This window comes from Stutzerimonas kunmingensis, assembly GCF_021432085.1.
GTDB lineage: Bacteria > Pseudomonadota > Gammaproteobacteria > Pseudomonadales > Pseudomonadaceae > Stutzerimonas.
This window is the reverse complement of sequence record NZ_CP090366.1, coordinates 2,438,080-2,449,868: the sequence shown is the minus strand read 5'-3', so window position 1 is coordinate 2,449,868 and position 11,789 is coordinate 2,438,080. Positions and strand designations below refer to the sequence as shown.

The window sequence follows — 11,789 nt, the reverse complement described above, 5'->3', positions numbered from 1 at the left end:
GCCGATATTATACCGGAACACAACCCGCTACGTGCCCCGAAAACGCTTGAACTGACGGTACTTTTGCACCTCGATACCGTCAATCAGCAACTGGAGATCAGTCAGGTTTAAGGGGCGCTGTCCCGAAGAAGACGGCCGTACCCGGAACTGCCCCTGCTCCAGTCGCTTGGCCCACAGGCAGTAGCCCGTGGGCGTGAAATACAACATCTTCATTTGGGTCTTGCGACGGTTAACGAAGACAAAATACTGCCCGCTGAGCGGATCTTGCTTGAGTTGATTGCGGACCAGAGCGCTCAGCCCCCGGAAGGATTTGCGCATATCCGTGGGCTCGGTGCACAGCCAGATCCGGGCCTGGCTATCCAGACCGATCATCTGATCTGGCTCAGCCTTAGCTCAACACCATTACCCAGGCTCAGCACGATATTCCAGCCGCTTCCGGGAGAGGCCGAGTCATCCATCAGCGATGACAGATCCAGGAAGCTGGCATAACCAGAATCCGCAGCCTCACCGACCGGCTGACTCAACAGGCGCTTGCGCCAACTACAGAAGCTGGCATAACCGAGTTTGTGCTCCTTGCAGAACTGCGTGGCCGACAGGCCGCTGTCACGCTGCTGACCGATTAGGACTTGCCACTGTTCTGCGGTGCGGTGTTTTCTCATGGGGTTGTAAGCCGGAAACCCAGAAATTTCCGTCAGCCGATCAACATGGCTTGTCTCGCGCTTGGTCGATGAGTTCCTGCATCGCCCGCATGACTTCTTCGTGGGTGTACGACTTGGCGTTGGGGTCGTCGGCCTCTCGGAGAGCTTCCTCGACCTCGCGGGTCATCCGCGCATATTCTTCCGGCCACAGCGCTTGCTCCATGCGCAGCGACGCCTGCCCAAGCAGGTGCAGCAGGCCGAACAGCCGCATGTCATTGGTGGCGACGACGTGCTCTCGAATCCGCTCCTGGATCACCTCGCAGGCCCGATGCGCCTCTGGCGTCGCCGTGCCCTCGTAGCCGGCTGGGAGTTCTGCTTCTTCAGCGATTCGCGCCCAAGCGATAGCCGGTGGACAGGTTCATTTGCTCATCCACTTGCGCAGCAGACGCTTTTTCAGGGAGGCGCGCTCTTGCGGATTGCGTCCCTTGTGGTTGGCAATGCGATCCGCCGTGGCGGCCTGGCGCTTGATGGGCCAGTAGGAGCGGCCATCCTTACCCATCGACCAGACGTTGCTGACCTGGTTTTCCAGTAGAGGCAGATGGGCGCATAGAGCTTCCGGCGACGCGCTGGCCAGCGCGGTGCGCTCGTGAGTTCGCCAGCGCTGATGCCAGAGTTTCTTGTCCTCGCGCTCGCTACGGCAGGTCGTGTGCCCAACGATGGGCGTTTTGCGGCGGCTGCGGCTCATGATGTGGTTGTCTCCAAGAACATTCAGGACAGGCTTTCTGGGTAGAGCGCCGTCAACCGGGACAGGGTTTCTTGCACTTGTTCCAGCGAGGTCATCAGATGATCAACCTGATCCTGAAGATCCACGGCGAGATCAAATAGCTCAGCCACTCGGCTGCGTGATCCCTCGTTGAACGCGGCCATTGCCAGTTGATGCAGCTTCAACAGGTCGGTGCGCAGTTGCGGAGGTGCGCCGTCTGCGCTGTCATTCAAATCGCCGCGCAGCACGTCCACGGCATCGACTGCACGCAGCAGTGCCGTGGTATCGAAATTCTCGGGAGTCAGTTCGTCCCATTCGTCGTCGGTGATGCGGGCTGCCATCAGGAGGGCTCCGATTAAGCGGTTGCGAGCGTTAGATGCCCGATCGGCTCGGCTGCTGGCCGTACCTTGATTTCGATGTCGTAGCCGAGGCGATTCAGACAATCCATCAGCTTGCGTTCGGATAGATTGGTGAAGTCGCCGCGCATCATGCCCGACACCTTCGGTTGCGGGATGCCCATGCGTTTGGCCGCCGCTTGTTGAGTCAGCCCAAGGGCGCGCATGGCCCTCCTGATCTCGACCACCAGGCCGGTCTTGATCTTGAGCTTTTCAGCGTCAGGCAGTCCAAGGTCGGCAAAGACGTTGCCCGAGCTGCGCTGAACCTCGACGCCTTCAATGATTCGTTTTTGCATTTCGTAGCTCCTGTGCCAATACCTCGGCCACCTTCAGCCGAGCGCGGATGATGTCCATGTCGGCCTTTGGCGTGGCGATTCCGCTCTTGCTCTTCTTCTGGAAGCAGTGCAGGACGAACACCGCTTCCGCAAACTTGACCGTGTATACCGCTCGATAGGTGCCGCCGGCATCGTCTTCGACGACCTCCAGCACGCCGGCACCACCGAACCCCTTGAGCACCTTTGCTGCGTCATCCTGATCGCCTATCTGCGCCAACGAGAGCGCGTAACCGAAACGGCGACGCACGTCGGACGGCAACGCCATCAAATCCTTGTGGCTGCTCGCGATCCATTCGAGCGGTTTTTCTTTGTTTGTCATGACGGAATTTTATACCTGTTCAGGTAATGATGTAAACGCGGCAACCTCAAGGAGGTGTCGTAAAACATTTGTTTTGCGACAGGCTGTCAGCCGCCGCTGTGCTACCTGTGCAACACCCCCTCAAAAATGTACGGAAAACTCTATCGCTATTCACTATTATGCGGAAACCTGTTTTTGATGGTTATCCGCCTATGTTGGTTGGCTACATGCGCGTGTCGTCGGACTCCGACCGCCAGAGCACGGACTTGCAGCGCGACGCGCTGCTCGCCGCCGGCGTCGATCCGCGTCACCTGTTTGAGGATCGTGCCTCTGGCGCGAAGGATGACCGTGCCGGCTTGGCGCGGGCGCTTGAGTTCGTTCGAGCCGGCGATGTGCTGGTGGTGTGGAAACTCGACCGGCTCGGTCGCTCGCTGTCGCACCTGCTCGCCATTGTGACTTCGCTCAAGGACAAGCGGGTGGCGTTCCGCTCGCTGACAGAGAACCTGGACACTACGACGCCCTCGGGCGAATTCCTGTTCCAGGTGTTCGGTGCGCTCGCGCAGTACGAGCGCGCCTTGATTCAGGAGCGCGTCGTCGCGGGCTTGGCCGCCGCACGCAAACGCGGCCGGATCGGCGGCCGGCCGCAGGCGATCACTGGTGAGAAGCTGGACGCCATCGTCGCCGCGCTCGATGGCGGCATGTCTAAGGCGGCGGTGTGCCGCAACTTCAATGTCAAGCGCACTACGTTGATCGAAACATTGACGCGAGCAGGTTGGCGTGGTGCGGGAAGGACGGTCGATGAGCAACAAGAATAAGCTACTCACCGTCTTTTCTGACGCAGAGCAGGAAGCCTTGTACGGCCTACCGGACTTCGACGATGCTCAGCGGCTGGAATACCTGGCGTTGACCGAATCTGAACTGGCGTTCGCCAGCAGCCGGCCTAGCCTGCAGGCCCAAGTCTATTGCGTCTTGCAGATCGGCTACTTCAAGGCCAAGCATGCTTTCTTCCGCTTCGATTGGCATGAGGTCGAGGACGATTGCGCCTTCGTGCTGAGTCGCTATTTCCACGGCGAAGCGTTCGAACGCAAGGCGATCACCAAGCATGAGCACTACAGCCAGAGGGGTCAGATCGCCGAACTGTTCGGCTACCGGTCGTGGGCGGCTAGCTTCCTGCCGCAACTGGCACAGCAGGCTGAACAGATCGTGCGGCGCGACGTAATGCCAGGATTCGTGGCCGCCGAACTGATCGTTTGGCTCAGCGAGCACAAAATCATCCGGCCCGGCCACACCACCTTACAAGAGCTGGTCAGTGAAGCCCTGTCCACCGAACGCAGGCGCTTGGGCGGCTTGCTGGCAGAAGTGTTGGACGAATCGGCCAAAGCTGCGCTGGGCCAGCTCCTGGTGCGTGACGACACCCTGTCTCAACTGGCAGCGCTCAAGCAGGACGCTAAAGATTTCGGCTGGCGTCAGATGGCAGGGGAGCGCGAGAAGCGCGCCACGCTGAAGTCCTTGCACGGGATCGCCAAGGCGCTGCTGCCCAAGCTCGGCATCTCGCAGCAGAACCTGCTGTACTACGCGAGCCTGGCGAACTTCTATACCGTCCATGACCTGCGCCACCTGAAGGCGGAGCAGACCCGGCTCTACCTGCTGTGCTATGCCTGGGTACGTTACCGGCAGCTCACCGACAACCTGGTCGACGCGATGGCCTTCCACATGAAAAAACTTGAGGACGAGAGCCGCACGGGTGCGAAACAGTCCTTTGTCGCCGAACAGCTGCGACGCCATCAGGAAACGCCGCAGGTTGGCCGCCTGCTGTCGCTGTACGTGGACGACAGCGTGGCCGATCCGACGCCGTTCGGCGAGGTGCGCCAACGCGCCTACAAAATCATGTCCAGGGAATTGCTGCAAAACACGGCGCAGCGCATGAGCGTCAAGCCACTGAACAAACTGGCGCTGCACTGGCAGGCGGTGGACGGCCTGGCCGAACGCATTCGACGCCATCTACGGCCGCTGTACGTCGCGCTCGACTTCGCCGGCACGGCCCCCGATAACCCATGGCTCGCGGCGCTGACTTGGGCCAAGAGCGTGTTCGCCAAGCAGCAGCGCCTATCACAACGGCCACTCGACGAATGTCCGGCGGCAACGCTGCCGAAACGCTTGCGTCCGTACCTGCTGATGTTCGATGCCGAAGGCACGCCGACAGGCCTGCATGCCGATCGTTACGAATTCTGGCTTTACCGTCAGGTCAGGAAACGCTTCCAGGCGGGCGAGCTCTACATTGACGACAGCTTGCAGCACCGGCATTTGTCCGACGAGTTGGTTTCGATGGACGAGAAAGCCGCCGTGCTCGCGCAGATGGACATCCCCTTCCTGCGGCAGCCGGTCAGTGCCCAGCTCGATGCACTGGCGGCCGAGTTGCGTGCGCAATGGGTGGCGTTCAATCGCGAGCTGAAACAGGGCAAGCTGACGCACCTGGAATACGACAAGGACACGCAGAGACTGACCTGGCGCAAGCCCAAGGGGGAGAACCAGAAGGCGCGCGAGCAAGCTCTCTACGAGCAACTGCCATACTGCGATGTCGCCGACGTGTTTCGCTTCGTCAACGGCCAGTGCCAGTTCCTGTCGGCGCTGACACCATTGCAGCCACGCTATGCGAAGAAGGTAGCCGACGCCGACAGTCTGATGGCGGTGATCATTGCCCAAGCCATGAACCACGGCAACCAGGTTATGGCACGTACCAGCGACATCCCGTACCACGTCCTGGAGAGTACCTACCAGCAGTACCTGCGCCAGGCGACGCTACATGTGGCCAACGATTGCATCAGCAACGCCATCGCCGCACTGCCGATCTTCCCGCATTACTCGTTCGACCTCGATTCGTTGTACGGTGCCGTTGATGGGCAGAAATTCGGCGTCGAGCGACCAACTGTGAAGGCGCGCTACTCGCGCAAATATTTCGGCCGCGGCAAGGGCGTCGTCGCCTACACGCTGCTGTGCAATCACGTGCCGTTGAACGGCTACCTGATAGGCGCACACGAGTACGAGGCTCACCACGTGTTCGACATCTGGTACCGCAACACGTCGGACATCGTGCCGAGCGCGATCACCGGCGACATGCACAGCATCAACAAGGCCAACTTCGCCATCCTGCACTGGTTCGGACTTCGTTTCGAGCCGCGCTTCACCGACCTCGACGACCAGTTGCAGGAGCTGTATTGCGCCGATGATCTGGCATTGTACGAGAAATGCCTGATCCGGCCGGCTGGCCAGATCGACCGGCAACTCATCGTCGGTGAGAAGGCGAACATCGACCGAATCGTCGCCACACTGGGCCTGAAGGAAATGACGCAGGGCACGCTGATCCGCAAGCTGTGCACCTATACGGCGCCGAACCCGACGCGGCGCGCAATCTTCGAGTTCGACAAGCTCATCCGCAGTATCTACACACTGCGCTACCTGCGCGACCCGCAACTGGAGCGTAATGTTCACCGCTCGCAGAACCGCATTGAGTCCTATCACCAGCTACGCTCGACCATCGCCCAAGTCGGTGGGAAGAAGGAATTGACCGGCCGCACCGACATCGAAATCGAGATCAGCAACCAGTGCGCCAGGCTGATCGGCAACGCGATCATCTTCTACAACTCGGCGATCCTGTCCCTGCTGCTGACGAAGTACGAGGCAGCTGGCAATGCCAAGGCGCTGGCGTTGATCACGCAGATGTCGCCAGCGGCCTGGCGGCACATCCTGCTGAACGGGCATTACACCTTCCAGACTGACGGCAAGTTCATCGACCTGGATGCGCTCGTGGCGGGACTGGAGCTGGGCTGACGGAAATTTCTGGGATTCCGGCGTACAACCCCCTACTGGAAGTTGCGTATCGATGTGGCGGTCCGGAAATTCGAAACGTGCGTCGTCGATAATGCTGTCGAGCAGATCGGTGAGATCCAGCGTCTCGTCGCGCAGCCTCGGGCGCTCGGTCTCGAGCCAGCTCAACGTCAGTGAATCCTCGACCAGCGCACGCATCGCGGTACAGTCCTGGCGGATACGCCGTAGCAGGATGGTTGGCGCTCCGCCCTGTTCAGCCAGGCTCACCGCCATCTCGATACGGGCCAGCGGCGTACGCAATTCGTGGGACATCTCGGCCAAACGCTGGCGCTGATCAATGATCAAGCCTCCGATACGCTCAGCCATCGAGTCGAACGTCTCGACCAGGCCCGCCAGCTCATCGCGCCGCGAGCCCAGCAACACTCCGGCCCGAGCTTCATAATCCCCTTCGCTGAAGCGACGGGTTGCTTGTTGGAGTCGATTCAGCGGTCGCATCAGATGGCGATACAGCAAGAGGCAGCCAATCACCAATAGGGTCAACGGCAGAACCAGCTCGAGCAACAGCCGCGCGGGGTACCAGTAATGCCCGGGTCGCATTCGCTGCGGCAGCTGAATCAGAAAATGCCGCTGCCCATCGGCGAACGGCACGTCCATGATCGGGTTGTCCTGAAAGTAGAGGTGGATCTTCCAGGACGGGTCCCGCCCGAGACTAAACTCACTGAGGAAGCGCTTGGACAACTCACTGCCGGCCAGGGCTTGCAGCTGCGGCTGGACTACCGCTGCCCAGGTTTGCTCCTGGCGCTGCACACTGCGCAGCCAGTCCCGCAGCGCCCGCTCATCGCCAGTGCGATACAGCTCTTCGGCCTGCAGTGCGTACTGACGCAGGGTGCGCTGATGGTCGGCGTCAATGAAACTCATCTGTTCTTCGGCCTGACCACTAAGCCGTGCGATGACCCAGAACAACGCTACGCTACCCAGCGCCACGCCTAGGCAGAGTTTCCAGAACAGGCGCCGATTCATTGGAAACAGTAGCCACGACCGTGGAGCGTTTGCAGGCGGTCGGCTGCCACGCCTGTCTCGCTCAAACGTCGCCGTATCCGGCTGACGTGCATATCGAGGCTGCGGTCATAACCGCTGTACTCACGCTCCAGAACCACACGGTAGAGATAAGGCTTGCTGAGCACCTCCCCACGCTGAAGCAAGAACTGCCAAAGCAGCCGAAACTGCAAGGGCGTCAGCGCAAGGTCATACGAGCCGGCGCGTGCATGTAGACCGCATCGTTCGAGAACAAGTGAATCGACCTGAAGCGTCGATGGCGACGGTACGCGATGTTCCATGCTGCGAGTTCGCCGCAAGATCGCATCGATGCGCAGCTGTAGTTCGGTCAGGTTGAATGGTTTGGACAGATAGTCATCCGCGCCGTGGCGCAGTCCGCGAATCCGTTCTTCCTCTGCTCCGCATGCGGTGAGCATGATCACCGGTGTCTGTTGTTGCTCGCGCAGCCGGCGCAGTACAGAAAGCCCATTGATGTCCGGCAGCATCACATCCAACAGCACCAGGTCCGGTGCATTGGCCAACGCCATAGCCAGCCCGCTTTCGCCGAGCAAGCTGGAGCGCACTGCATATCCCTGCAGGCGTAACAGATCGCCGAGTTGAGCGCTGAGAACCTGATCGTCTTCTATAACCAGCACATCAGCCAGGTATCCGCCCATTGCCACTCCCTGTTGGGTGGATGCACCCACCGCTTAAAGATAACAATTCTCATCAAGTTTAAGCGAAAGCAGTGATTGGCGAGAAGGCGGAATCGGTCCCTATGGAGGAAGCCGGTATCAGGCGCGGAAAAAAAGCACCGTCATCACGGCACCGGTGATGATCACGACCGCCCGAACGAAGCTCGAAGGGAGCCGGCGACCGACGCGTGCCATGACATAGCCGCCGACAGTCGCCGCCAGCATCATCACCAGCGCTTCGCGCCACAGGATCGCACCGCCGAATGCATATACAGACACGGCGATCGCGGTCAGTACAGACGAAACCAGATTCTTGAGCCCCTGCATCGAGTTGATGTCTCGATGGCCGAGCAAGCTGAATGCAGCGAGTAGCACGATGCCCAGACCGCCATTGAAGTAGCCGCCGTATACGCTGACAACAGCCAGAGTGAAACCCTGCACCAGTGCATTCGCCTCATTTTCGGTCGAATCACGCTTGAACCTGCGCAATAACCAGGGCCCGACGGCGAACAGCAGCGTCGCGATAAGCAATAGCCAAGGCACGATCGCACGGAATACGTCATCGGGCGTGGTCAGCAGCAACCCCGCCCCTACTGCACCGCCGCCGAGGCTGATGGCAACGAGCGTCCCCATCGACAGCGTTGCTGGCGGGCGCAGGTCCTCTCGATAGCCCCAGGTACTTGCAAAATAGCCAGGTAGAAGCGCGAGCGTGCCTGAGGCATTGGCCACCACAGCAGGCACGCCGGCATAAACCAATGCCGGGAACGTGAAAAAACTACCGCCACCGGCAATGGCGTTCAGCCCGCCGCCAAGAAAAGCGGCAACCAGCAGAATTGCCCACGTCGCAATCGAATGATCCATGAAAGTTCTACTCCCTTGTGTCCGCGTTTCGAGAATCGGTTTCCAGCGTACTGGCCAGCGTTTCGAGCGCCGGAGTCAATAGCTCGCTGGCCGCTATGGCAGCCTGCTCGGGACAACCGCGGGCTATGGCGTCATAGACAGCTGCGTGTACTGCATAGGAGGGTTCCGGGAGCTGCTGCTCGCGCTCCGTTTTGGCAATGGTGTTCTGCAGACCCGCCCAGAAGAACTGATACATTTCCAGCAGCGTGGTGTTGTGGCTGGCGCGGACGATGCTCAGATGAAAATCGGCATCTCGTTCGACAAACGCTTCAAGTGAGGCGTCATCGGTCCAGGTCCCTCGCGCTCCGAGAGCGTCACGTATCGTTTGCAGGTCCTCATCCGTGCGCCGCGACGCAGCCAGACGCGCAGCTTCGACCTCCAGCGCGCGTCGGACTTCGAGCTGGTCATGCAGCGCGGCGTGATCTAGGCGCTGGAGTAATCCAGACGGGTCTCGACTGGAGAGTACGAACGTCCCCGCACCCTGGCGGACCTCCAGCACCCCGGTATGAACCAGCGCTCGCACTGCCTCTCTGACGGTATTTCTGCCAACACCTAAAGAGTTGCTGAGCTGGCTTTCGGTAGGAATTCGCATACCCGGCGTCCATTCGCCAGCATTGATCTGCGACCGCATTTGCTCGATTACCCGTTCTACAAGTGACGAGCGCGAGGTGTACTGCAGCGACATATGATCACCTTCCAATTCATCCTATGTTTCAATCATAGGATGAATTTCATCCGGTACACAATTAGAGGCTTCAATCGATCATTTCGTTGTCAGCCGCAGGTAGCTCGACTGCTGCTGTGAGCCGCGGCAGACAAGCGTGTTGCCCGGAGTGCAGCGAGCGCGCTGTGGTGGCTAGCAAACTTGCGAGCCATCCTCAGCAGAAGCCACTCTCGCGTACCTGCTAGCAAAGCTTGCTAAGCTGGCCACGTTTTATTGTCATTTGGGGGTTCCGTGTTTTCGCTCAAGCGCAAAGGTGATTTCCGCCTGCAGCTGACCCGCACGCTGAAGCAGCCTGGACGGCACAAGATCGAGCTGTATCTGTTCACCCCGCACGAGAGCAACCTGTCGGCCTGGACCCTGTCGGAAGAGCAGTTTTTCTTTACCACCCTAACGCACAGTTTCGGGCTGCTTGGCATGCCATCGAAGGACCGCATCAGCAAGGCTGACCAATCCTTCGTGCTGCTCTCACCGCACTACGAAATCATGTACGGCTCCTGGTTCTTCCAGTACCAGGCTTCAATGGAGCGCTTGCGCCAGCAGATGCTCACGTCCGAAGCTGTGGCAGAGCCCGTAGCGCGAGCCCTGCGGCTCAGCCAGAACTTCGCGCAACGCCTGCGCAAGTCCAGCCCAAAGCAGAGCAACCAACAGCGCTACTTCCGCCAGATGGACATCTATTTCTCGTGGCATGCCGAGCAATTCTTGCTGGAAAGCATGACCCTCGAGGGCTACGCGGCCCTCGACGAGGAACTCAAGCAATCAGTGGCGGAGTTCCTGCACCAGGAACACAGATACCGTAAGGAGCGCGAGTACCTGAGCGACTTCCACGGCACCCCGACACGCATATGGAACCGCATGGCGCTATATCACCGGCTGCTGGAGTACCCAGTACTGCTGCGTTCGAAGGTTACGCAGTTGGGCGCCGGCACTCACAAGCTGGTCAAGGCGGCGTCGACGATGCTGATCATGTCGCTCTTCACCTACTTCCTGTTCAATGCGCGCGACGCCAGCGAGAAACTCTCGCTCACTCTTCTGCTTGTGATAGCGCTGGTCTACGCCGTCCGTGATCTGCTGCGCGACGACATGATCACCGCCATCACCCGCAGACTACGCAAAGGCAAGCCGCGCTGGAAGATTCGCCTGTTCATGCCCTACACCCGCAAGTTGCTCGCGCAGCAACGGGTCTGGCTCGACTACCGCAAGCTGGCGGATCTACCGCCCCTGGTTCGGGAACACTCCGGCAAATGGGCCACCAACGAGGAGCGGCAGATCATCTGCTATCGCGTGCTGCTGAGTCTGGACAACGCAGCATTGGAGCACGACGAGATTCGGGAGCGGCTCACGCTGGATTGCGAACAGCTTTGCGCGATGATCCAGGCGAGCCACAACAAATTGTTTGTCCTGGCCGACGAAGATGATTCCGCCAGCGATGGCAGCAAAGGTTCAGTTCAAGCCCACCCCATCGAGAAGCAGCACGACTACAACCTGCTGCTGTTGCACACCAATCCGGGCGAGCACTTTCCATCGGCCCAGCGCTGGCGCCTGAGGCTCGGTACCAACGGCATCGTGCAATGCGAAAGCAAGAAGGCCCGCTGGCCTCAACCACCTGAGCTACAACGCCCCGCATGGCATCGATTGAGTCGTCTGTGGCGGCGAGGATGATCAGTACCATCAACCTCCGCCGTCTGCGCTGCAAGGCATCGTGCGTTGCCTCACGTGTTACAACAGCAGACACAAAAAAGCCCCTGTTACGGGGCTTTTAGAGATTTTCGATTCTTCTTGCAAAGCTTCGAAATCATGAGATGGTGCGGACGGAGAGACTCGAACTCTCACACCTTGCGGCGCCAGAACCTAAATCTGGTGTGTCTACCAATTTCACCACGTCCGCCAAGCAGGGCCTAAACGAAAACGCCAGGCAATGCCTGGCGCTTTCTGGAATATGGGGTGGACGAAGGGGATCGAACCCTCGACACCAGGAGCCACAATCCTGTGCTCTACCAACTGAGCTACGCCCACCATATTGCATTTGCTTGTGCCAGAGGCCGAAATGGCGCACCCGGCAGGACTCGAACCTGCGACCATCCGCTTAGAAGGCGGATGCTCTATCCAGCTGAGCTACGGGCGCTTTATCTGCATTCTGTTCGGAGCGCAGACTTGAAGCTCCGGCTATTGAAGAAGCAACCC

The 11,789-nt window shown here is 59.6% G+C and carries 13 protein-coding genes, 3 tRNA genes and 1 pseudogene; 3 read left to right on the top strand and 14 right to left on the bottom strand.

Translation table 11 applies throughout. From position 1 onward, the window contains the following. Positions 1 to 27: 27 nt before the first annotated feature. From tnpB to LW136_RS11550, 7 genes are all read right to left on the bottom strand, one after another. A complete protein-coding gene (gene tnpB / locus LW136_RS11580; RefSeq protein ID WP_004423345.1) occupies positions 28 to 372 on the bottom strand; it encodes an IS66 family insertion sequence element accessory protein TnpB in 345 nt (114 codons plus the stop codon). Further along, positions 369 to 659, bottom strand: coding sequence for an IS66 family insertion sequence element accessory protein TnpA (tnpA, locus tag LW136_RS11575; protein WP_004423344.1), 291 nt, complete (start codon positions 657 to 659; stop codon positions 369 to 371). The genes tnpB and tnpA overlap by 4 nt, the downstream gene beginning before the upstream one ends. A gap of 40 nt (positions 660 to 699) precedes the next feature. Next, complete coding sequence (locus LW136_RS11570; protein WP_425312399.1) at positions 700 to 954, bottom strand: hypothetical protein; 255 nt, start codon at positions 952 to 954, stop codon at positions 700 to 702. A 102-nt stretch (positions 955 to 1,056) separates the two neighbouring features. Then, positions 1,057 to 1,383, bottom strand: coding sequence for a hypothetical protein (locus LW136_RS11565; RefSeq protein WP_000091614.1), 327 nt, complete (start codon positions 1,381 to 1,383; stop codon positions 1,057 to 1,059). 23 nt (positions 1,384 to 1,406) lie between these two features. Continuing rightward, positions 1,407 to 1,742, bottom strand: a complete 336-nt coding sequence (locus tag LW136_RS11560) for a hypothetical protein (RefSeq protein WP_000741275.1) — start codon at positions 1,740 to 1,742, stop codon at positions 1,407 to 1,409. Between the two features lie 14 nt (positions 1,743 to 1,756). Continuing rightward, positions 1,757 to 2,092 carry a helix-turn-helix domain-containing protein gene (locus tag LW136_RS11555; protein WP_001172026.1) on the bottom strand — a complete coding sequence of 112 codons (336 nt, stop codon included), beginning with the start codon at positions 2,090 to 2,092 and terminating at the stop codon, positions 1,757 to 1,759. After that, on the bottom strand, positions 2,073 to 2,390 hold the full coding sequence (locus LW136_RS11550) for a type II toxin-antitoxin system RelE/ParE family toxin (protein ID WP_222938819.1): 318 nt from the start codon (positions 2,388 to 2,390) through the stop codon (positions 2,073 to 2,075). Before LW136_RS11550 ends, LW136_RS11555 begins: the two co-directional genes overlap by 20 nt. A gap of 251 nt (positions 2,391 to 2,641) precedes the next feature. Between LW136_RS11550 and LW136_RS11545 the strand changes: the two genes are divergently transcribed. Then, complete coding sequence (locus LW136_RS11545; RefSeq protein WP_010465829.1) at positions 2,642 to 3,244, top strand: recombinase family protein; 603 nt, start codon at positions 2,642 to 2,644, stop codon at positions 3,242 to 3,244. After that, positions 3,228 to 6,257 carry a Tn3 family transposase gene (locus LW136_RS11540; protein WP_010799689.1) on the top strand — a complete coding sequence of 1,010 codons (3,030 nt, stop codon included), beginning with the start codon at positions 3,228 to 3,230 and terminating at the stop codon, positions 6,255 to 6,257. Before LW136_RS11545 ends, LW136_RS11540 begins: the two co-directional genes overlap by 17 nt. 207 nt (positions 6,258 to 6,464) lie before the next feature. On the opposite strand, the pseudogene LW136_RS11535 reads toward LW136_RS11540, so the two are convergent. The 4 genes and pseudogenes from LW136_RS11535 to LW136_RS11520 form a co-directional block, all read right to left on the bottom strand. Then, positions 6,465 to 7,172: pseudogene (locus LW136_RS11535) on the bottom strand (histidine kinase sensor domain-containing protein); the annotation flags it as partial. Positions 7,173 to 7,270: 98 nt separating this feature from the next. Further along, positions 7,271 to 7,966 carry a response regulator transcription factor gene (locus LW136_RS11530; protein ID WP_102831722.1) on the bottom strand — a complete coding sequence of 232 codons (696 nt, stop codon included), beginning with the start codon at positions 7,964 to 7,966 and terminating at the stop codon, positions 7,271 to 7,273. Between the two features lie 117 nt (positions 7,967 to 8,083). Next, positions 8,084 to 8,845, bottom strand: a complete 762-nt coding sequence (locus tag LW136_RS11525) for a sulfite exporter TauE/SafE family protein (protein ID WP_102831721.1) — start codon at positions 8,843 to 8,845, stop codon at positions 8,084 to 8,086. A gap of 7 nt (positions 8,846 to 8,852) precedes the next feature. Further along, positions 8,853 to 9,569: a FadR/GntR family transcriptional regulator gene (locus LW136_RS11520; RefSeq protein WP_102831720.1), complete on the bottom strand. Its 717-nt coding sequence runs from the start codon at positions 9,567 to 9,569 to the stop codon at positions 8,853 to 8,855. A gap of 270 nt (positions 9,570 to 9,839) precedes the next feature. Between LW136_RS11520 and LW136_RS11515 the strand changes: the two genes are divergently transcribed. After that, the gene (locus LW136_RS11515) at positions 9,840 to 11,267 is read left to right on the top strand and encodes a hypothetical protein (protein WP_102831719.1); all 1,428 of its coding nucleotides are present in this window, start codon (positions 9,840 to 9,842) and stop codon (positions 11,265 to 11,267) included. A gap of 141 nt (positions 11,268 to 11,408) precedes the next feature. On the opposite strand, the gene LW136_RS11510 is transcribed toward LW136_RS11515, so the two are convergent. The 3 genes from LW136_RS11510 to LW136_RS11500 all read right to left on the bottom strand — a co-directional run bounded on the left by LW136_RS11510 (position 11,409) and on the right by LW136_RS11500 (position 11,730). Beyond that, positions 11,409 to 11,493 (bottom strand) — tRNA-Leu (locus tag LW136_RS11510). 52 nt (positions 11,494 to 11,545) lie between these two features. Beyond that, positions 11,546 to 11,621 (bottom strand) — tRNA-His (locus LW136_RS11505). Between the two features lie 32 nt (positions 11,622 to 11,653). Further along, positions 11,654 to 11,730 (bottom strand) — tRNA-Arg (locus LW136_RS11500). Positions 11,731 to 11,789 lie beyond the last annotated feature (59 nt).